Genomic DNA, 19,774 nt, shown 5'->3' with positions numbered 1-19,774 from the left:
CCCGTCGCGACGACGGCCGATCCGAGGCGTCGATCAGCTGGTCGCCACCGCGGCAGGGGTCGCGCGGGTGCGGAGGTTCAGCTCCGGCGGGGTTGTGGAGACCGCGGCGCAGTCGGCTATCCGGGCGATCCGGCGTCGACGGGTGTCGGGACGCTTCGCGCGGGCGACCCATTCCAGGATCGAGCGCCGCGACGACGGGGACAGCGCGTCGACGAACGCCGAGGCGGCGGCGTCGAGGGCGGCCCGGAGATCGTCGGGGACGATGCCGTCCTGCGCCTGCGCGAGAGCCGACCACGTGCCGGTCCGCTTCGCGAGGTCGACGACGGCCCGTCCCGCCGGGGTCATCAGCCCGGCGGTGTCCAGCTGCTCGACGAGCTCGCGGTTGACCTTGCTCCACGTACTGCGCGGACCGCGCGGGGAGAACCGCTGGACCATCGAGCCCTCGTCGTACCCGCGGGCGTGGCTGTCGATCCACCCGAAGCACAGCGCCTCCTCGATCGCCTCGCGGTGGCTGATCCCCGGGTTCTCCGAGGTGCGGTGGCGCGCGTGCGGGATGACCAGCCAGATCTCCTCGGCGGTCCCGCTCTGCGAAGCCAGCCAGGCACGCCACTGCGCCCGGTCGGCCGACAGGATCCCGGTCACGACCCGCTCCGGGCGGCGAGCATCTCCAGGTAGTGCGGGTTGTGCATGACGCCGAGGACGTTGCCGAACGGGTCGACGACCGACGCCGTGGTGAAACCCGCCCCGCGTTCGGTGACCGGCTCGTACTCCGTGGCGCCCAGTTCCAGCAGGCGCGCGACCGTGCCGGGCAGGTCGTCGACGTGCCAGAACATGACAGCGCCGCCGGGCGGGTTGGCGGCCCCGGGCGGGGCGTAGCGGCGGTCGATGATGCCGAGCTCGTCCGCGTCGTCGCCGATCCGGAACTCGACGTACGCGGGCGCCGCCGGGGCGGGCGGGTAGGCGTAGTACGCCTCGACGCCCAGGAGCGTGGAGTACCAGTCGCGGGCCACGGCCAGGTCGTCGGCGTAGAAGCTGATGGTGGCGAACCCTCGGAACATCTCGGGACTCCTCGCGGTCGGGGCGATGGGGGCGAGAGCCATCCTGCGGAGGTGAAGTGCTCATCTTCTGAACACTTTTCCTGCGAACATTCCCGGTATGCGTGCGGACCGGCTCGTCGCGACCGTCCTCCTGATGCAGGCCCGTGGCCGGGTGACCGCCGCCGAGGTCGCCGACGAGCTCGAGGTCTCGGTGGCGACGGCCCGCCGGGACCTGGAGGCGTTGTCGAGCGCCGGCGTCCCGGTCTACGCCCAGGCCGGGCGCGGCGGCGGGTGGTCACTCGTCGGCGGGGCCCGCACCGATCTGACCGGCCTGACCTCGTCCGAGGCGACGGCGTTGTTCCTGCTCGCCGGGCCCGCCGCGGCGGTCGCGCCGCCGGTCCGCTCCGCGCTGCGCAAGCTCGTCGGCGCGCTGCCGGAGGTGTTCCGGGCCGACGCCGAGGCGGCGGCGGACGCCGTCGTCGTCGACCCCGCGCGGTGGGGCGAGCGGGACCGCGAACGCCCCGCGACGGTCGGCGCGCTGCAGGACGCCGTGGTGCGCAGACGGAAGGTCTCGCTGGTCTACGAGGGCCGCGACCGCCGCCGTTCGCAGCGGCTCGTCGACCCGTGGGGGCTCGTCGACAAGGACGACGTCTGGTACCTCGTCGCCGGTACCGAGGGCGGGCAGCGCACGTTCCGCGTCGACCGGATGGTGACGGTCACCGTGACCGGCGAACCCGCCCACCGCCCGGAGGGCTTCGACCTCTCCGTCGAGTGGGAGCGCGTCGTCGACGCGATGGAGCAGCGCCGGTCCCCGCTCTCGGCGACCGTGCTGATCGCGGCGCGGCTGGCGCCGATCCTGCGCGACCGCTTCGGCCGGCACAGCGAGGAGATCGGGATCGACGACGACGGCCGCGCACGGATCCGGGTCGCGGCACCGACGCCGTTGTCGATCGCGCAGGACCTGGCCGGATGGGGCGACGCCGTCGAGGTGGTGGAGCCCGAGTCGGTGAAGGCCGAGCTCGCCCGGCTCGGCGCGGAGCTGGTCGCGCGCTACGCGCGGGACCCGGCCGGCGCGCGCGAGGAGGTCGCTGTCACCGAGCGTCGACGGGCACCGGCGACGACCAGTGCCAGGCACACCACCTCCAGCACCGCCACGGCACCCAGCAGCACCGGGTAGGACGCCACCGGCGTCAGCGCGGAGAGCACGAGCGGGAGCAGGAAGCCGACGTAGGTCAGCGTGTAGAACACCGCGGTCAGACCGGCCAGGTGCTCCGGCGCGGCGATGCGTTGCACCTCCTGCAGGCCCGAGAGCAGCGTGAACCCGTAGCCGGCCCCGAACAGCACGGCACCGGCGAACGCGACCGGGATCGACTGCGTCGCCGCGGTCACCGCGGCCACCAGCGTCCCGGCGATCACGAGCGTCATGCCGATCCGCGTCCCGGCCAGGCGCGACCGCGCGTCCACCCGGCGGGCGAGGTACTGGGCGAGGAAGCCGGACGTCAGCGTCACGGCGGTGATCAGCGTGGCGACCAGGAGCCCGTACGAGCCGACCGCGCCACCGAGCGTCGTCGGCTGCACCGCGAACGACAGCGACGCCGCCCCGAACACCCACGGCGCCGCGGGCAGCACCAGCCACACGAACCGCGGGTGCGCCGCCGCCGGGACCTTCAGGTCGGCCAGCAGCGAGCGCGTCGACCGCATGCCGGACGGCCGGGTCTCCGGCGCGCGGACCAGCAGCCACACGGCCGGGACCATGAGCAGGATGTGCACGACGTAGGGCAGCTCCATCGGCAGCGGCGCGAATTGCGCGAGCAACCCGCCGACGAGCGGCCCGACACCGAAACCGCCGGTCAGGGCGATCGCGGCCCGGCGAGCGCCGGCACCGTCGTCGGCCGACGGGTCGTGCGGCGGGCCGGAGAGCTCCTTGACCCACGTCGTCGCCACCGCCATGGCGACGCCGATGCAGACCCCGAACAGCAGCCGTCCCGCGTAGAGCAGGGCCTCGGAGAACGCGCCGAGCGCGATGACCGCGCTCGCCGGGATCGACACGACCGCGGCCGGGAGCAGCACCGCGCGCCGCCCCCAGCGGTCCGACGCCGGACCGCCGATCAGCAGGCCGGGCGCCAGACCCGCGACGTAGACGGCGAAGAACGCGGCCACCACCGTCGCCGAGTAGTGGCCCTGCTCCCGGTACATGACCATCAGCGGGCTGAACTGGTTCGCCCCGTACGCGACGCCGAACAACGCCACCGCGGGCCGCATCCACGCCCGACCCTGCTCCACGCCGGTCACCGGCCTCTCCTCCTCGTTCGGACGACGCGAACGAGCGTGACGTTCGTGGCGTCTGGCGCCACGAGCGTCACGCTCGTCGGAACTGCGGGATCAGGCGTTGGACTTGGCCCGCTGACGCCACTGGGTCAGCGTGCGCTCGGTGTAGCCGTTGGGCTCGGTCCTGCCGGTGAACACCAGCTCGAGCGCGGCCTGGAACGACTCGCTGCCCTCGAGGTCCCTCGCCATCGGGCGGTAGCCGGGCTCGCCGGAGTTCTGCTCGTCCACGAGGGCGGCCATCCTCGCGAACGTGTCGCGGACCGTCTTCTCGTCGACGACGCCGTGGGCGAGCCAGTTCGCGATCAGCTGGCTCGAGATCCGCAGGGTGGCGCGGTCCTCCATCAGACCGACACCCTCCAGGTCGGGGACCGTGGAGCAGCCGATGCCCAGGCCGACCCAGCGCACGACGTAGCCGAGGATCGACTGCGCGTTGGTCTCCAGCTCGTGCGTGCGGTCGGCGTCGGACAGCGTCGACGGGTCCGAGAGCGGCAGCTCCAGCAGGTCGCGGCGGTCGGCCGTCTTCCGCTTCGCGATCTCGTCCTGCACCGCGTGCACGTCGACGCGCAGGTAGTGCAGCGCGTGCACGGTGGCGGCGGTCGGCGACGGCACCCAGGCGCAGTTGGCGCCGGCCTTCGGGTGCCCGATCTTCTGCTCCAGCATCTCCGCCATCGCGGCCGGCTTGGCCCACATGCCCTTGCCGACCTGCGCGGAGTGCTCGAACCCGGCGGCCAGCGCCACGTCGACGTTGCGGTCCTCGTAGGTCTGCAGCCACGTCGTCGACTTCATGTCGCCCTTGCGCAGGACGGGCCCGGCGGCGAAGCAGGTGTGGATCTCGTCGCCGGTGCGGTCGAGGAAGCCGGTGTTGACGAAGATGACGCGCTCGCGGGCGGCCTCGATGCAGGCGGCGAGGTTCAGCGTGGTGCGCTTCTCCTCGTCCATGATGCCGATCTTGAGCGTGTTCGCCTGCAGGCCCAGAGCCTCCTCGACGGCCGCGAACAGCTCGACCGTCAGGGCGACCTCGTCCGGGCCGTGCTGCTTGGGCTTGACGATGTAGACGCTGCCCGCGCGCGAGTTCGTGTGCGGGCCCTTCCCCTGCAGGTCGTAGAGCGCCGCGGTGGCCGCGACCAGCGCGTCCAGCACGCCTTCGTTGACCTCGGCGCCGTCGGCGGTGCGGACCGCGTTCGTGGTCATGTGGTGCCCGCACGTGCGGACCAGCATGAGCGAGCGGCCCGGCAGCGTGAGCGGCTTCCCGTCGGCGCCGGTGTACTCGCGGTCCGGGTTCGCCCGGCGGGTGATCGTCTTCTCCCCGCGCTGGAACTCCGAGGTCAGGTCCCCGGTCATCAGACCGAGCCAGTTGCGGTAGGCCAGCGACTTGTCCTCGCCGTCGACGGTCGCGACCGAGTCCTCGAGGTCGACGATCGTGGTGACGGCCGACTCGAGCACGACGTCGGAGACGCCGGCGTGGTGCTGGCGCCCGACCTGCGTGGTCGGGTCGATCGTCAGCTCGGCGTGCAGGCCGTGGCGGACCAGCAGCACCGCGCCCCTGCCGTCTCCGTCGGTCTCGCGAAAGCCCGCGTACGCGGACGGGTCGGCGAGGCCGACCGTGCCGTTGGCGGTGTCGGCGACCAGGCCCTCGACCGAGGCGCGGTAGGCGGTCACGTCGGCGTGCGAGCCCTTGGCCAGCGCGAACAGCTCGTCGAGCAGCTCGTCGGCGGCCGCGATGACCTGGGCGCCGCGCTTCTCGTCGTAGCCCTTCGCGAGCTCGTGGTCCTGCGGGAGCGCGTCGGTGCCGTAGTAGGCGTCGAACAGCGAGCCCCAGCGGGCGTTCGCGGCGTTGAGCGCGAAGCGCGCGTTGGTCGACGGCACGACCAGCTGCGCGCCGGGGACCTCGGCGATCTCCGGATCCACCCGGTCGACGTCGATCGTCGGCGCCGAGGACGGCTCGGGGAGCAGGTAGCCGATCTCGGTCAGGAACTTCTCGTAGTCGTCACGCGACCCGGCGCCGTGCTCGGCGTGCCAGGCGTCGATGCGCGCCTGGAGGTCGTCGCGGAGGGCGAGCGCGTCGGCGATCCGGGGCGCGAACCGCTCCTGCAGGCGCGCGAGCGTCGCCCAGAAGCTCTCGGCGCTCACGTCGACGTCGGCGAGCAGCTCGCCCTCGACGAAGGCGCGGAGCTTGTCGTCCACCTGAAGTCCGGCGGCGTCAGCCACTGTGACCATCCTCTCTGCGTGGTGCAGGGCTCGATCTGGTCCACTGTCTACCAGTGGAAGTAGTTTTTCGCATCATGGAAGTTCGCGGCGTCAGGTCGTGACCGCCAAGTCGGGCGAACTGTCGGTGGGTCGTCGTAGTCTCCATCCACCTCTCCGCTCGACCGGCCGGAACGCGGGTACCCGTTTCCGGCCTCCACCACCACTGCGCGACAGGGAGTGCATCGATGCCACTGGACCGCCGGATCGTCGACGAGTTCGTGGGCGTCCTGGGTGCCGCCGACGTGCTGTCCGACCCCATCAAGACCCGCACCTACGAGTGCGATGGGCTGACCGGCTACCGGGTCGTGCCCGAGCTGGTACTCCTCCCCCGCACCGCCGAGGCCGTCGCGGAGTGCGTGAAGGTCTGCGCGCGCCACGGCGTCCCGTTCGTCGCGCGCGGCGCCGGGACCGGGCTGTCCGGCGGAGCGCTCCCGGTCGCCGACGGCGTCGTGATCGGCCTCAACCGCCTCAACCGGGTGCTCGAGGTCGACCCGGAGAACCGTCGCGCCGTGCTGGAGCCGGGCGTGACGAACCTGGAGATCACCGCGGCCGCGTCGCCGTTCGGGCTCTACTACGCGCCGGACCCGTCGAGCCAGCAGGTCTGCACGATCGGCGGCAACGTCGCGGAGAACTCCGGCGGTGCGCACTGCCTCAAGTACGGCTTCACCACCAACCACGTGCTCTCGATCGAGGTCGTCCTGCCCGACGGGTCGTTGGTCACGCTCGGGTCGGACTCGGCCGAGCAGTCCGGGCCGGACCTGCGCGGGGTGTTCCTCGGCTCCGAGGGCACGCTCGGGATCACCACCAAGATCACCGTCCGGCTGCTGCGCACGCCGGAGACGATGCGCACCCTGCTCGCCGACTTCCCCTCGGTCGCCGCGGGCGGCCAGGTGGTCTCCGACATCGTCTCGGCCGGGATCGTGCCGGCCGCGGTGGAGATGATGGACGCGCTCGCGATCGAGGCCGCCGAGGGCGCCACCGGTGCGGGCTACTCCCTCGACACCCCGGCCGCGCTCGTCGTCGAGCTCGACGGCACCGCCGAGGAGTGCGACGACCAGTTCGAGCAGGTCAAGGCGATCTGCGACAGGCACGGCTGCACCCGCCTGCACATCGCCGGTTCCCCCGAGGAGCGCGCGGCGATCTGGCGCGGGCGCAAGGCCGCGTTCGCCGCGGTCGGCCGGATCAGCCCGGACTACATCGTCCAGGACGGCGTGGTCCCCCGGACCCGGCTGTCCGAGGTCCTCGACAAGATCGCCGAGATGGCCGACGACGCGGGCCTGCGGGTCGCGAACGTCTTCCACGCCGGCGACGGGAACCTGCACCCGCTGGTGCTCTACAGCGAGGCCGACGGCGAGGTCGAGCGCGCCGAGGAGCTCTCGTCCGGCATCGCCGAGCTGTGCGTGGCGATGGGCGGGTCGCTCTCCGGTGAGCACGGCATCGGCACCGACAAGGCCTGTTCGATGCCGACGATGTTCGGCGAGGACGACCTGGAGGCCTTCCACCGGGTCCGCACCGCGTTCGACCCCGGCGACATCTGCAACCCCGGCAAGCTGTTCCCGACCCCGCGACTGTGCGGCGAGCGGCCCGGCAAGTACCGCCCGCACCCGCTCGAGGAGCAGGGCGCGATCGAGCGCCTGTGAGCCCCTGCCCGGTCCACGCCCCGCACCCGTCCGAAGAAGGGCCACCGAGATGACCCGCGCCGCACCCACCACGCTGCGCCCCACCACGCCGAAGGAGGTCCGGGACGCCGTCCTGGACACACCCGGCCGGCTCGCGATCGCCGGTGCCGGCACGGCCGCCGACTGGGCCGGCCGCCTCGACGACGTCGACGCCACCCTGGACACGACCGGCCTGACCGGCGTCATCGCCCACAACCCGGGCGACATGACGGTCTCGGTGCACGCCGGCACCCCGCTGCGCGACCTCGCCGGCGAGATCGGCGAGCACCGCCAGCGCCTGGCCCTCGACGCCGCGCGCATCCCGCGCGGCGCGACCGTCGGCGGGCTGCTGGCCACCGCCGACGCCGGCCCGTCCGCGCTGGTCTACGGCTCGATGCGGGACCTGGTGATCGGCACGACGACGGTGCTCGCCGACGGCACGATGGTGCGCAGCGGCGGGCACGTGATCAAGAACGTGGCCGGCTACGACATGGCGAAGCTCCTGCACGGCTCCTACGGCACGCTCGGTGTGCTGGTCGAGGTGGTGCTGCGGCTGCACCCGGTCCCGAAGGCGACCGCGACCGTCGCCGTCGACGGGCCGCTGACGTCCGCCGCCGAGCACACCGCCCGGCTGGTACAGAGCCCGCTGGAGCCGATCGCCTGCGAGTGGATCTCCGGTGACCCGGGCCGTCTGCTGGTCCGCCTCGAGGGCGGGGAGTCGACGCTGCACCTGCGGGTCGACCGGCTCATGGAGCTGCTCGGCGACGGCGCGCACGAGGTCGACGACGCGGTCTGGGACGAGCACGCGGCCCTGGTCGCGGGCGTCCCCGGCCTCGGCGACAACGGCCTCGGCGACAACGGCTCGCGCGACAACGGCTCGCGCGACAACGGCTCGCGCGACAACGGCTCGCGCGACAACGGCTCGCGCGACAACGGCACGGGCGCCGGTGGCCCGGCCGCCGACGCCGCCCCGGAGGGTGCGGTGCTGCGGATCGGTGCCGCGCCGACCCGGTTGCCGTCGCTGATCGCCGAGCTCCCGGCGACGGCCGTCGCGGCCGGCCTGGGCACCGGCGTGGCGACGGTGACCGTCCCGGGTGCGGCCGTGGCCGAGGCGCACGACGCGGTCGCGGCCGCGAACGGCACGTCGTCGCTGCGCTCGCGCTCCGCCGACCTCGACGCCCCCGCGTGGGGCCCGCCGCCGTCGGGTCTCCCGGTCCTGAAGGCGATCAAGCACAAGCTCGACCCGGACGGCCGGCTCTCCCCCGGCCGCTTCCACCCCTGGATGTGAGGACGTACCCGTGAGCACCCCCGCCGGCTCCGCCGAATCGAAGATCCCGCAGCAGGGTCCCAGCGCGTTCGACACGATCCGCCCGCCCGAGCGCGAGCTGCTGAACGACTGCGTGCACTGCGGCTTCTGCCTGCCGACCTGCCCGACCTACCAGCTCTGGGGCGAGGAGATGGACTCCCCGCGCGGCCGGATCCTGCTGATGGACCTGGCCGAGAAGGGCGAGATCGGCCTCGAGGGCCCGTTCACCGAGCACATGGACAACTGCCTGGGCTGCATGGCGTGCGTCACCGCCTGCCCGTCCGGCGTCCAGTACGACAAGCTGCTCGAGTCGGTGCGCCCGCAGATCGAGCGCAACGTGAACCGGACGAAGGCCGACTCCCTGTTCCGCGAGGCGATCTTCGCTCTGTTCCCCTACAAGAAGCGGCTGCGCGCCGCGGCCCTGCCCGGCGCGCTCTATCAGAAGCTGGCCCAGGTCCCCGCGGTCCGCAAGCTGGCCGACAAGCTGCCGGGACGGCTCGCCGCGATGGAGTCGCTGCTACCGCCGGTGACGGTGCGCGAGGCGTTCGCGACGCTGCCGGTGCACACCGCCGCGATCGGGAAGCGGCGCGCGCGGGTGGCGCTGCTGTCGGGCTGTGTGCAGGACGTGTTCTTCCACCGGGTCAACGAGGCCACGGTCCGGGTGCTGTCGGCCGAGGGCTGCGACGTGCTGGTCCCGCGCGAGCAGGAGTGCTGCGGCGCGCTGGAGGTGCACGCCGGCCGGGAGGCGACGGCGCTGGGCCGGGCGCGCAAGACGATCGCCCGCTTCGAGACCCTCGACGTCGACGCGATCGTCACCAACGTCGCCGGCTGCGGCTCGTCGATGAAGGACTACGGGCACCTGCTCTCCGACGACCCCGAGTGGGCCGAGCGCGCGAAGGCGTTCAGCGCCCGCGTCCGTGACGTCCACGAGGTCCTCGCCGAGCTCTACGCGCGCTCCGACGACGGCGGCCCGCGCGCCCCGCGCACCCCGGTGAAGGGCCGCGTCGCCTACCACGACGCGTGCCACCTCGGGCACGCCCAGGGCGTGCGCGACCAGCCCCGCGCGGTGCTGCGCACGATCCCGGAGCTCGAGCTCGTCGACATCGCCGAGGCGGCGCTGTGCTGCGGCTCGGCCGGCATCTACAACATGATCATGCCGGACGCGGCCGGTGAACTGGGCGAGCGCAAGGCCGGGAAGATCCGGGAGGCGAAGCCGGACGTGGTCGTCACCGCGAACCCGGGCTGCCTGCTCCAGATCCGCAAGTACCTCGGTGAGGGCGCCGACGGCCCCGTCCCGCTGCTGCACCCGGTGCAGCTGCTCGACGCCAGCATCCGCGGCACACGGGTCCCGACGAGCTGAGCGCCCCACCCCTCACACGGTGATCCGGAGTTCGCGCGCGGGACCGGCGGACGCGCGCGTCCCGCCGCGCGCGAACTCCGGCTCCGCGCGCGGACGGTGGATCACCGACGGCGACCGGCCTGACCGGCGGGGTCGGGGGCGGCGGTTCGACGGCGATGATCCTGTCCCGCATCGTGCGCAACGCGCGACTTTCCCGGCCGGGTGACACACTCCCGTCCCATGGCGGAATGGTCGGCGTTGTCCTTCTCGTCCAGCTCGGTCCCGTCCACCTCCCTGGCGGCCTACCAGCAGGACCCGCAGGCGGTGGGCGGATCGTTGCTGCTCTCCGCCCTGCTCTCGGCGCTGCCGCTGGTGACGGTGTTCGTGCTGCTCGGGGCGTTCCGGCTCAAGGCACAGTGGGCGGCGCTGTCCGGGTTGGCGGTCGCGCTGGTGGTGGCCGTCGCCGGGTTCTCGATGCCGGTCGGGCAGGCGTTGCTGGCCGCGTCGCACGGTGTGGTGTTCGGGCTGTTCCCGATCCTCTGGATCGTGGTGAACGCGTTGTGGGTCTACAACATGACGGTCGCGACCGGGCACTTCGACGTGCTGCGGCGCAGCTTCGGCTCGCTGTCGTCGGACACCCGCACGCAGGCGATCCTGGTGGCGTTCTGCTTCGGCGGGCTGCTCGAGGCCCTGGCCGGCTTCGGCGCCCCGGTGGCGATCACGTCGGTGATGCTGATGGCCCTGGGGTTCAAGCCGCTCAAGGCCGCGGTGGTGGCGCTGGTCGCGAACACCGCACCGGTCGCGTTCGGCGCGATGGGTGTCCCGGTGATCACCCTGGCGCGGGTCAGCGGGCTACCGCTGGACCAGGTCGCCTCCGTGGTCGGGCGGCAGACGCCGCTGCTGGCGGTGTTCGTACCGCTGATCCTGGTGTTCATCGTCGACGGGAAGCGCGGCCTGCGGGAGGCGTGGGCACCGGCTCTGGTCAGCGGCGTGGCGTTCGCCGTCGGGCAGTTCGCCACCTCGAACTACGTCTCGGTCGAGCTGACCGACATCGTCGCCTCGTTCCTCGGTGCGATCGCGATCGTGGTGATGGCGCGGCTGCGCCCGGGCGCGGTGTGGGCGGCACGCTCGCCGGCCACCGCGAGCGTCGGGGCGACGACGGGCTCCACGAGCGGCGGCGTGGACACGGCGACGCCGGTGCCCGACACCCCCGCCGAGGTCCGCCGGGCGTACGCGCCCTACGTCGTCATCGTCGCCGTGTTCGCCCTGGCCCAGGTGCCCGGGATCAAGGGCGCCGTCGACTCGCTGAAGATCGCGTTCTCCTGGCCGGGCCTCGACGTCGTCGACGCGGCGGGCAAGCCGAGCAGCACCACGATGTTCTCCCTGACCTGGTTCTCCACCGCCGGGACGCTGATGGTCGTCGCCGGGGTCCTGGTCGCGCTGCTGCTGCGGGTGGGGGCCGGCCGCGCGGCGGCGACGTGGTGGCGCACGGTGGTCGAGCTGCGCTGGGCGATCGTCACCGTCACCGGGGTGCTCGCGCTGGCCTACGTCATGAACGCCTCGGCCCAGACCACCGCGATCGGGCTGCTGATCGCCGGGGCCGGTGGGGCGCTGGCGTTCCTGTCGCCGGTGCTGGGCTGGTTCGCCGTCGCCGTCACCGGGTCGGACACGTCGGCGAACGCGCTGTTCGGGTCGCTGCAGGTGACGGCGGCGAACGGCGCGGGGCTGCCGCCGGACCTGCTGGCCGCGGCGAACTCCTCCGGCGGGGTGCTGGGCAAGATGCTCTCCCCGCAGAACCTCACGATCGCCGCCGTCGCGGTGAAGATGGAGGGCGAGGAGGGGACGCTGCTGCGCAAGGTCATCGGCTGGAGCCTGGGGATGCTGGTGGTGCTCTCCGGGATCATCGCGCTGCAGGCCACGCCGGTGCTGGGCTGGATGCTGCCCTGACCGCCGTCCGCGGGAGGTCCGCGGTCAGCGGGTGACGCTGCGGCGGGTCCGGACGGCGCCGCCGCCCCGCGCGCGACGCCAGGCGGTCGGGCTGGTGGCGACCCGCGGCCGGGGTACCTCGGGCCGGGCCACCGAGGACCGGTCCGGGCCCTCGACGGCCACGGGACCACCCAGCCGGGCGGTGTCCAGCTCGGACCGGAGGCAGGCGACGTCGGTGTTCCGGGTGACGAGCTCGTCCCGCAGGCGGTGCAGGCGCCGGGACTGGACGGCGAGTCCTATCGCGACGGCCAGCGCCAGCACCAGAGCGGCGGCCGACACCGCCGTGAGGACCGTGGGGTTCATGATCGTGCTCCGTACCGTCGCGTCGCTGGGGTGTGACCGAAAGTAGCGCACTGACGAGCCTTCGGGGTGGGCCGTTCGGCGGTATCCACGGCCGCGCACCGCCCCGGCGGACCACATCCGGCGAGTACACCGGGTTCCGATGGTCGTACCCCCCGTGACATTCGGCCGTCCGCGGGCGAGTATTCGGACGTGGGGGGAACGCGGAGGGTCACCGGGCCGCTCCTGCGTGCCACCCCCCACCGTCGGCACCAGCAGACGTGGACCGCCCACCGCGAACCGGGGCTGCACGCACTCGTCCCGGCGCAGCGCACGGGCGCACACGACACCACCTCCCCGGGAACGCACGACACCGCCGCCGCGCTGATCGAGCGCAGCGGGCGCCATCAGCGCATCGTCATCCCGCCCCGCCGGGCGCGGCACCGCGAGAACGTGCCGCCCACGCTCGTGGTGGCCGCCTTGGGCGCCCTGGTCGGGGCCTGTGTGTTCGCCGCCGTCGGGCGGGCGCTGGTCGACGACGCCTACCTCGCCCTGTCCTACGCACGAACCCTCGGCCTGCACGGCGGCTGGGGCGTCCACCCGGGCATGACCGCGAACACCGCGGCCTCCCCGCTGACCGTGCTGCTCACCGGCGGGGTCACCGCGCTGACGCGGGATGCGTTCGCCGCGACCGGCGTCGTCCTGACCGTCACGTTCGCCGCCCTCGGTGCGGCGCTGACCCGGATCGGCGCACGGCTCGGGCTGCCCGCCCACCGGGCCCCGGCGTTCGGCCTCGCCCTGCTCGCCACGTCGCCGTTGCTGCTCTCCACGATCGGGCTGGAGTCGTACCTCGCCCTGGCCCTGACGACCGGCCTGGCCGAGCGGGCCCTGGCCGGGCGGCGGTGGACGGCCGGTGTGCTGGCCGGGCTGCTCGTGCTCACCCGTCCGGACCTGGTCGTGGTCGGGCTCGTCGCCGTCGCGGTGGCCGGGCGGGGCCGGTGGAGGGTCGCCCTGGCCGCGGCGGCGACGGCGCTGCCGTGGTTCGCCTGGTCGTGGTGGGTGCTGGGATCGGCGGTGCCGGACACACTGCTGGTCTTCACCGGTGCGGGCCGGGGCCCGTGGGACTACGCGTCCGGGCCGCTGCTGTGGTGGGAGAGGTTCCCGGTCGCGACGACGCTGGTGGCGCTCCCGGTCGTCGCCGGTCTGCTCGCGCTGCCGTACTGGCTGCGCCGGTCCGACCTGCGTCCGGTCGGTGCCGTCCTCGGACTGGGGGCGATCGCGCACGCCGGCGTGATGAGCCTGCTCGGGGTCGCGCCGTCCCACTGGCTCTACGCCCCCGCCGCCGGTGGGCTGGGCCTGCTCGCGGCGCTCACCTGCGCGCGGGCGCGGACGGTGCCCGTCCGGGTCGTGGCCGGCTCCGGTGCCGTCGCGCTGGCGGTGACCTGCGTGCTCACCGCCACGGGCTCGGTGCTGCCGCCGATGACGTCGAACTGGGCCAGCACCGCGCAGTACGTGCGGGTCGCCGACCGGCTCCCGACCGGGGCGACGATCGAGTCCCCCGGCGAGGTCGGCACGCTGGCCTACTACTGCGGCTGCCGGGTGGTCGACGGACTGGCCGACCGCGGCTCGCTGTCGCCGGCGATCGAGTCCCGCCTGGCGTCCGCGACCGGCCCGGAGGGGTCGCTACTGCGGCTGAACTATCAGCGGTTCCGCCCGGTCGCGCCCGCGCCACGGGAGTACCGGATCACGACCCGGGTCGTCCGGGAGCCGACCGCCCCGATGGGGACGCGATGGGGTCCGTGGCGGACGTGGGACCTCGAGGCGGTGCCGGCCCCGCGATAGCGGCGCTCAGAAGAGGGGCCGCCGCCGGGGACGCGACGACGCACCCCGCGCGCGGTCCCGGCGCCAGGCGCTGGGCGCGGCGGGGCTCCGGACCGCGCCGGCCTGCGACCGCGGGGCGGGCTCGACGCCCTCGTGCCCGTCGCCTTCGGGTCCGTCGCTCCGGGGCCCGTCATCCCGGGGCCCGCCACCCCGGGAGTCACCACCGTGGCGGTCACCGCCGCCGTCGTCGACCGCCCGGACCGGCTGCTCGTCGTCGGTCGGGGCCGCGCCCTGCACCTGCCGTCTCAGGGCACCCAGCTCAGCACGCAGAGTGACGATGTCCCACTTGCGTGCGGTCAGTGAACGGGCCAGCTCGTCGGTCCGTCGTTGCTGCAGCGCCACCCACACGGCCATGCCCGCCGCCCCCACCAGCGCGAGGCACGCGATCGTCGCGACGGTCGCGGACGACATGGGTGCTCCGATCTCGGGACGGACTCCGGCGGTTCCTCCACGTACGGTAACCGGGCCGGTGGCGTCCTCGATGCTCCGTGTGGCCGTATCCACGCCCGCCACGACGGCCGTGAGCCGGGTCACTACGGTGCGGGGGCATGGACTGGAGCTCGAAGCTGGCCGAGCAGCTGGACTGGCACTGGACCGGGTCGTTGCGGCCGAAGCTCGACGGCCTCACCGACGACGAGTACTTCTGGGAGCCCGTCCCGGACTGCTGGAACGTCCGCCCGCGCGGCTCCGACGGCGACGGCTCGCCCGGAACCGGCCCGTTCACCATCGACTTCGCGTTCCCCGAGCCGGAGCCGCCGCCGGTGACGACGATCGCGTGGCGGCTCGCGCACGTGATCGTCGGGGTGTTCGTGATGCGCAACGCCTCCCACTTCGGCGGGCCGGTCGCCGACTACAACGACTTCCCCTACGCCGGGTCCGCGGCCGAGGCACTGGCGCAGCTCGACGACAGCTACGAACGCTGGATCACCGCGGTGCGCGGCCTGAGCGCGGACGACCTGGAACGTCCGGTCGGCGAGGCCGAGGGCCCGTTCGCGGCGGAGCCGATGGCGACGCTGGTGCTGCACATCCACCGCGAGGCGATCCACCACGGCGCCGAGGTCCTGCTGCTGCGCGACCTCTACCGCGCGCGTCACGCGTGATCACCCGAGAGGGCGGGTACCTGGCTGTCTGCACCGATTCCGCGACTAGGATGGGGAAGCATGCAGGAGACCTCGCCGGTCGGTAACGGCCCCACCACGGACAGCGATAGCGCAACCGTGGAGCAGACCGTGACGACCCCGACGACGGCCCCCGAGCCGACGAAGGTTCCCAGCCAGAACACCCCCGGTCCGAGCAGCACCGGACCGAGTACGCCCGCCGCGGACACCCCCGCAGCGGAGGCCACCGCCCGGATCGCCCCTGCTCAGAGCGCCCCGGTTCAGAGCGCCCCCGCTCAGAACTCCCAGCAGTTCCCGCCGACGCTCGTCGGTCTGGACCCGCCGACCCTGCCCGCCGCCGACGGTATGAAGCCCCCGCACCGTGACGTCGACGCCCGTGGCCCCGCGGACCTGCCGCAGTTCCGGCCGTTTCCGCACCCGCAGCGCTCCGAGCCGGGCCACCCCGGACTGCGTCGCATGTGGAGGCGCCTGCTCACGTTCTGGCGCCGCACGAAGATCTGAGCCCCGCGTCGCGACGAGAGTGACTCCCGTCGCGACGGACGCAACGAGGTCCACGCTCGGGCGGCGAACCCGGGGCGGCGCCGGATCGAGGCCGGTCACGGTCCGTGGAAGTGCTCCCACCCGGCCGGTCCCTCGTGCGGGACACCGTCCACGAGGACCTGCGGCGCTCCGTCGGTGACGTGCCCGACCGCCGTCCAGCCCTCGGGCAGGACCGTGTCCGCGCCGAACGTCGCGACCAGGGCGTGGTCCTCTCCCCCGGTGAGGATCCACTCCAGAGGGTCCGCGCCGAGCGCGCCGGCGATCTCGGAGAGCTTGTCCGGCACCGTGAACGCCGCCGACCGCAGGTCCAGCACCACATCGGACGCCCGTGCGACGTGGGCCAGGTCGGCGAGCAGCCCGTCCGAGACGTCGATCATCGACGTCGCCCCGGCCGCGGCCGCCTGCGGTCCCGCCGCGTACGGCGGCTCCGGCGACCGGTGGGCGTTGACCAGGGCGGCCGGCGAGCGGAACCCCCGCCCGAGTACCGCCAGCCCGGCCGCCGAGAAGCCCAGACGCCCGGCGAACGCGATCACGTCGCCCGGCCGCGCCCCGGAACGGGTCACCGGCTCGCGCCCCTGCAGCGAGCCCAGCGCCGTCACCGAGACCACGATCGTCGACGCCGACGCGACGTCCCCGCCGACGACGCCCGCCCCCGCCGACGACGCCTCCGCCCACAGCCCGTCGGCCAGGGCCTCCAGCTGGTCCACCGGCGTCGACGGCGGGCAGGCCAGCCCGACCAGCAGCGCCGTCGGGACCGCTCCCATCGCGGCGACGTCGGCGAGGTTCGCGGCCGCCGCCTTGCGCCCGACCTGTTCCGGGGTGGACCAGTCGAGCCGGAAGTGCACGCCCTGCACGAGGACGTCGGTGCACGCGACGACGCGCCCGTCCGGTGCCGCGACGACCGCCGCGTCGTCACCGGGCCCCAGCAGCGTCGACGCCGGTTGACGACGGTCCGTGGTCACCCGTGCGATCAGCGCGAACTCTCCGACCTCGGAGAGTGAGACGCTCGCCTCTGATCCGCCCGGGGGCGTGATCGCAGATGGGGACACGGGGGCGACCTCCGGTACGTTCGGCATCTTCGAGTTGCCGGGACAACTGTCCGGCAGGAGTGCGCAGACCGGAAAGGGGCACGCCGTGGTGCAGGCATACATCCTCGTCCAGACGGAGGTCGGGAAGGCCGCCGCCGTCGCATCCGAGATCGCCGGGTTGGCCGGCGTGATCTCGGCCGAGGACGTGACCGGACCCTACGACGTGATCGTGCGTGCCGAGTCCGACGACGTCGACGCGCTGGGCACGCTGGTCGTGGCCCGGGTCCAGGGCGTCAACGGGATCACCCGGACGCTCACGTGCCCGGTGGTCAAGCTCGGTTAGGACGTGGATCCGAGCGATGGCGAGAAGGCCGGGCGCACCCGCGTCCGGCCGGTCGTCGCGCTCGCGGTGGCCCTGCCGCTGCTGCTGGCGCTCGTCGTCGCCGGGATCGGCATCACGCTGCGGGTCTCGGGGACCGGCACCGAGCCGGGCGCCGCGCCCGTGACCGGGCCGATCGACATCGGACCGGCGACCGACCCGTCGGCGTCGTCCGCGGCGTGCGCGGGGCTGCTGCGGATCCTCCCGGTCTCGCTGCCCTCGGACGGCGGCTCGCTGGAGCCGCGCCCGGTCGAACCCGCCGTCGCCGGGGCCCGGGCCTGGGCGTCCGCGCCCGAGCCGGTGATCCTGCGCTGCGGGGTCCCCCGGCCGTCCGAACTGGGCCCGTCCTCGCCGTTGATCCTCATCAACGGCGTGAACTGGCTGCCGCTGCCGGACGCGGCGGGCGTCACCACCCGCACGACCACCTACGCCGTCGTCGACCGAGGGGTGTACCTGACGCTGTCCGCCCCGGCCGAGGCCGGGAGCGGGCCGTTGCAGGCGGTGGCCGACGCGGTGACCGCCTCGCTCCCGCCGCAGCCAGTGCGGGTCCGCTGAGGACGGGTCAGCGCAGCCCGGTCCCCCGCGCCAGCGCCGTGTCGACGAGCGTGGAGAGCAGCTCGCGGTAGTCGAGGCCGGTGACCGCCCACATCTTCGGGAACGCCGAGCTGGGGGTGAACCCGGGCATCGTGTTCACCTCGTTGACGGTGATCGCGCCGTCCGGGCCGACGAAGAAGTCCACCCGGGCCAGTCCCTGGGCGTCGAGCGCCCGGAAGGCCGCGATCGCCTGGCTGCGCAGGTTCTCCACGACGTCGTCGTCGAGCTTGGCCGGGATGTCGAGCTCGGAGACATCGAGGTACTTGGACTCGAAGTCGTAGAACTCGCCGCCGTAGCGCAGCTCCGCGGGCAGGCTGGCGCGCACCGAGCCGTCCGGGAACTCCAGCACCGCGCACTCGACCTCGCGGCCGTCGACACCGGACTCGACGAGGACCTTCGGGTCGTGGACGCGGGCGTCGGCGATCGCGGCGTCGAGCGCGGCCGGGTCGGTGACCCGGGTGACGCCCATCGACGAGCCGGCTCGGGCGGGCTTGACGAACAGCGGCAGGCCGAGACGGTCGCGGTCGGCGAACCCGATGTCGGTGCCCGGGCGCAGCACGACGCCCTCGGCGACGGTCAGGCCGTCGGCGCGCAGCAGCTTCTTGGCGAACTCCTTGTCCATGCCGACGGCGCTGGCCAGCACCCCGGCACCGACGTAGGGGACGCCGGCCATCTCCAGCAGTCCTTGGATCGTGCCGTCCTCGCCGAACGCGCCGTGCAGGATGGGGAAGACGACATCGACGTCACCGAGCACCTCCCCCGCGCGCCCGGGGTCGAGGCGGATCAGGCCGCGCGACGGCTCACCCGGGAGCACCACGGCGTCGGCCGTGCCGTCGACCTGCGGCAGCTCACGCCCGGAGATCGCGAGCGCGGCCGGGTCGTCCGGGCCCAGCACCCAGGCCCCGTCGGGCGCGATCCCGACCGGGACGACCTCGAACCGCTCCGGGTCCAGGTGCGTGAGCACGCTGCCTGCGGAGACGCAGGAGATCGCGTGCTCGGAACTGCGCCCGCCGAAGACGACGGCCACCCTCACCTTGGGCTGGGTCATGGGAATCGAGGGTAGGCGTCGGTGGCACGGGTCCACGGAAGGGGGCTCAGCTGTAGCGGGCCTCGCGCTCGCGGATCGCCGACAGCCCGACCAGCTCGGTGAACTCGTCGAAGCCGGGCAGCGTCATCTGCTGCGGCGAGCCCAGCGCGGCGGCCGGGGTGCCGTCACGGCGCAGCGTCTCGAGCAGCGAACGGACTCCGGCGGTGGCCGCGAGCAGGGTGCCGATCGGGTAGAGGACCAGCGAGAACCCCAGCTCGCGCAGGCGCGGCAGGGTCAGCGGCGGGGTGCGGCCGCCCTCGGCCCAGTTGAACAGCAGCGGCGTCCCGCCGGCGAGCGCCCCGGCGATCTTCTCGATGTCCGCCTCGCCGGTCGGGGCCTCGACGAACAGGACGTCGGCACCGGCGTCGCGGTAGGCCCGCGCCCGGTCCAGTGCCTCGTCGACGCCGTCGGTGGCCACGGCGTCGGTGCGCGCGATGATCACCGTGTCCGGGTCGCGGCGGGCCTCGCAGGCGGCGCGGATCTTGCCGGCCATCTCCGCGGTGGAGATGACCTCCTTGCCTCCCATGTGCCCGCAGCGCTTGGGCGTGACCTGGTCCTCGAGCTGGATGCCGGCCACCCCGGCGCGTTCGTAGGTGTCGACGGTGCGGGCGACGTTGAGCGCGTTGCCGTAGCCGGTGTCGGCGTCGGCGATCAGCGGGACGTCACCGATCACCGCGGCGATGCGGCGCGCGTTGTCGGCCATCTCGGCCGCGCCGAGCAGGCCGATGTCGGGCTGGCCGATCAGCGACGCGGTGGTGCCGAAGCCGGTCATGTAGACGCAGGAGAACCCGGCGTCGGCGACGAGCCGCGCGGACAGCGCGTCGTATGCGCCGGGGGCGAGCACCGGCCCGTCCGCCGGGGCCGCCGCGAGCAGGGCCCGTAACCGCGCCGCGGGAGTCCGCGCACCGTCCGCCGCATCCGCCATGTCCGCTCCTTCGCTCGCCGATCACCTGTGCCCGCATGGTGC

The 19,774-nt window shown here is 73.7% G+C and carries 18 protein-coding genes and 1 pseudogene; 10 read left to right on the top strand and 9 right to left on the bottom strand.

What is annotated here, in order from left to right:
- Nucleotides 1–33 precede the first annotated feature (33 nt).
- Complete coding sequence (locus tag EV383_RS31630) at nt 34–642, bottom strand: YdeI/OmpD-associated family protein (protein ID WP_207223459.1); 609 nt, start codon at nt 640–642, stop codon at nt 34–36.
- Nucleotides 639–1,058 carry a VOC family protein gene (locus EV383_RS31625; RefSeq protein ID WP_207223458.1) on the bottom strand — a complete coding sequence of 140 codons (420 nt, stop codon included), beginning with the start codon at nt 1,056–1,058 and terminating at the stop codon, nt 639–641. The genes EV383_RS31630 and EV383_RS31625 overlap by 4 nt, the downstream gene beginning before the upstream one ends.
- 97 nt (nt 1,059–1,155) lie before the next feature.
- On the opposite strand from EV383_RS31625, the gene EV383_RS07435 reads away from it, so the two are divergent.
- A complete protein-coding gene (locus tag EV383_RS07435) occupies nt 1,156–2,214 on the top strand; it encodes a helix-turn-helix transcriptional regulator (protein WP_130289224.1) in 1,059 nt (352 codons plus the stop codon).
- A gap of 50 nt (nt 2,215–2,264) precedes the next feature.
- Here EV383_RS07435 and EV383_RS32015 read toward each other — a convergent pair.
- A pseudogene (locus EV383_RS32015) lies at nt 2,265–3,299 on the bottom strand (MFS transporter); the annotation flags it as partial.
- Between the two features lie 120 nt (nt 3,300–3,419).
- Nucleotides 3,420–5,582, bottom strand: a complete 2,163-nt coding sequence (locus EV383_RS07425) for a malate synthase G (protein WP_130289222.1) — start codon at nt 5,580–5,582, stop codon at nt 3,420–3,422.
- 215 nt (nt 5,583–5,797) lie between these two features.
- Here EV383_RS07425 and EV383_RS07420 point away from each other — a divergent pair, with 215 nt between their 5' ends.
- From EV383_RS07420 to EV383_RS07405, 4 genes are all read left to right on the top strand, one after another.
- Entirely contained in the window at nt 5,798–7,252 is a 1,455-nt protein-coding gene (locus EV383_RS07420; RefSeq protein WP_130289221.1) for an FAD-linked oxidase C-terminal domain-containing protein, read from the top strand.
- A gap of 49 nt (nt 7,253–7,301) precedes the next feature.
- Nucleotides 7,302–8,558 carry an FAD-binding oxidoreductase gene (locus EV383_RS07415; RefSeq protein ID WP_130289220.1) on the top strand — a complete coding sequence of 419 codons (1,257 nt, stop codon included), beginning with the start codon at nt 7,302–7,304 and terminating at the stop codon, nt 8,556–8,558.
- Between the two features lie 10 nt (nt 8,559–8,568).
- Entirely contained in the window at nt 8,569–9,936 is a 1,368-nt protein-coding gene (locus EV383_RS07410) for a (Fe-S)-binding protein (RefSeq protein WP_130289219.1), read from the top strand.
- Nucleotides 9,937–10,155: 219 nt separating this feature from the next.
- Entirely contained in the window at nt 10,156–11,862 is a 1,707-nt protein-coding gene (locus EV383_RS07405; protein WP_130289218.1) for an L-lactate permease, read from the top strand.
- Nucleotides 11,863–11,886: 24 nt separating this feature from the next.
- Here EV383_RS07405 and EV383_RS07400 read toward each other — a convergent pair whose 3' ends face one another.
- Nucleotides 11,887–12,204: a hypothetical protein gene (locus tag EV383_RS07400; protein WP_130289217.1), complete on the bottom strand. Its 318-nt coding sequence runs from the start codon at nt 12,202–12,204 to the stop codon at nt 11,887–11,889.
- A 189-nt stretch (nt 12,205–12,393) separates the two neighbouring features.
- Here EV383_RS07400 and EV383_RS07395 point away from each other — a divergent pair, with 189 nt between their 5' ends.
- Complete coding sequence (locus tag EV383_RS07395) at nt 12,394–14,022, top strand: hypothetical protein (RefSeq protein WP_130289216.1); 1,629 nt, start codon at nt 12,394–12,396, stop codon at nt 14,020–14,022.
- Nucleotides 14,023–14,028: 6 nt separating this feature from the next.
- Here the strand turns inward: EV383_RS07395 and EV383_RS07390 are convergent, their stop codons facing one another.
- A complete protein-coding gene (locus tag EV383_RS07390; RefSeq protein ID WP_130289215.1) occupies nt 14,029–14,472 on the bottom strand; it encodes a hypothetical protein in 444 nt (147 codons plus the stop codon).
- A 137-nt stretch (nt 14,473–14,609) separates the two neighbouring features.
- On the opposite strand from EV383_RS07390, the gene EV383_RS07385 reads away from it, so the two are divergent.
- Entirely contained in the window at nt 14,610–15,161 is a 552-nt protein-coding gene (locus EV383_RS07385) for a DinB family protein (RefSeq protein ID WP_130289214.1), read from the top strand.
- Nucleotides 15,162–15,290: 129 nt separating this feature from the next.
- Nucleotides 15,291–15,680 (top strand): hypothetical protein, encoded by a 390-nt coding sequence (locus EV383_RS07380; RefSeq protein WP_130289213.1) that lies wholly within the window; start codon nt 15,291–15,293, stop codon nt 15,678–15,680.
- Nucleotides 15,681–15,775: 95 nt separating this feature from the next.
- On the opposite strand, the gene EV383_RS07375 is transcribed toward EV383_RS07380, so the two are convergent.
- The gene (locus EV383_RS07375) at nt 15,776–16,795 is read right to left on the bottom strand and encodes a thiamine-phosphate kinase (RefSeq protein WP_130289212.1); all 1,020 of its coding nucleotides are present in this window, start codon (nt 16,793–16,795) and stop codon (nt 15,776–15,778) included.
- Between the two features lie 58 nt (nt 16,796–16,853).
- On the opposite strand from EV383_RS07375, the gene EV383_RS07370 reads away from it, so the two are divergent.
- Together EV383_RS07370 and EV383_RS07365 are read left to right on the top strand one after the other, a co-directional pair.
- The gene (locus tag EV383_RS07370) at nt 16,854–17,090 is read left to right on the top strand and encodes an Lrp/AsnC ligand binding domain-containing protein (RefSeq protein ID WP_130289211.1); all 237 of its coding nucleotides are present in this window, start codon (nt 16,854–16,856) and stop codon (nt 17,088–17,090) included.
- Between the two features lie 3 nt (nt 17,091–17,093).
- Nucleotides 17,094–17,681 (top strand): DUF3515 domain-containing protein, encoded by a 588-nt coding sequence (locus EV383_RS07365; protein WP_130289210.1) that lies wholly within the window; start codon nt 17,094–17,096, stop codon nt 17,679–17,681.
- 7 nt (nt 17,682–17,688) lie between these two features.
- Here EV383_RS07365 and EV383_RS07360 read toward each other — a convergent pair whose 3' ends face one another.
- Complete coding sequence (locus tag EV383_RS07360; RefSeq protein WP_130289209.1) at nt 17,689–18,768, bottom strand: D-alanine--D-alanine ligase family protein; 1,080 nt, start codon at nt 18,766–18,768, stop codon at nt 17,689–17,691.
- A 46-nt stretch (nt 18,769–18,814) separates the two neighbouring features.
- Entirely contained in the window at nt 18,815–19,732 is a 918-nt protein-coding gene (locus EV383_RS07355) for an isocitrate lyase/PEP mutase family protein (protein ID WP_130289208.1), read from the bottom strand.
- Nucleotides 19,733–19,774 lie beyond the last annotated feature (42 nt).

Origin of the sequence: Pseudonocardia sediminis (assembly GCF_004217185.1) — a bacterium.
Classification (GTDB): Bacteria; Actinomycetota; Actinomycetes; order Mycobacteriales; family Pseudonocardiaceae; genus Pseudonocardia; species Pseudonocardia sediminis.
Note: the sequence above shows the minus strand (reverse complement) of the source record. Positions and strands in the feature narration are given on the sequence as shown.

Bases quoted from the DNA above. Each gene is read 5' to 3' on its own strand.
- EV383_RS07355 (WP_130289208.1), bottom strand. From the start codon at position 19,732: ATGGCGGATGCGGCGGACGGTGCGCGGACTCCCGCGGCGCGGTTACGG.
- EV383_RS07420 (WP_130289221.1), top strand. From the start codon at position 5,798: ATGCCACTGGACCGCCGGATCGTCGACGAGTTCGTGGGCGTCCTGGGT.
- EV383_RS07375 (WP_130289212.1), bottom strand. From the start codon at position 16,795: ATGCCGAACGTACCGGAGGTCGCCCCCGTGTCCCCATCTGCGATCACG.
- EV383_RS07405 (WP_130289218.1), top strand. From the start codon at position 10,156: ATGGCGGAATGGTCGGCGTTGTCCTTCTCGTCCAGCTCGGTCCCGTCC.
- EV383_RS07425 (WP_130289222.1), bottom strand. From the start codon at position 5,582: ATGGTCACAGTGGCTGACGCCGCCGGACTTCAGGTGGACGACAAGCTC.
- EV383_RS07360 (WP_130289209.1), bottom strand. From the start codon at position 18,768: ATGACCCAGCCCAAGGTGAGGGTGGCCGTCGTCTTCGGCGGGCGCAGT.
- EV383_RS07415 (WP_130289220.1), top strand. From the start codon at position 7,302: ATGACCCGCGCCGCACCCACCACGCTGCGCCCCACCACGCCGAAGGAG.
- EV383_RS07400 (WP_130289217.1), bottom strand. From the start codon at position 12,204: ATGAACCCCACGGTCCTCACGGCGGTGTCGGCCGCCGCTCTGGTGCTG.
- EV383_RS07435 (WP_130289224.1), top strand. From the start codon at position 1,156: ATGCGTGCGGACCGGCTCGTCGCGACCGTCCTCCTGATGCAGGCCCGT.
- EV383_RS31625 (WP_207223458.1), bottom strand. From the start codon at position 1,058: ATGTTCCGAGGGTTCGCCACCATCAGCTTCTACGCCGACGACCTGGCC.
- EV383_RS07390 (WP_130289215.1), bottom strand. From the start codon at position 14,472: ATGTCGTCCGCGACCGTCGCGACGATCGCGTGCCTCGCGCTGGTGGGG.
- EV383_RS07385 (WP_130289214.1), top strand. From the start codon at position 14,610: ATGGACTGGAGCTCGAAGCTGGCCGAGCAGCTGGACTGGCACTGGACC.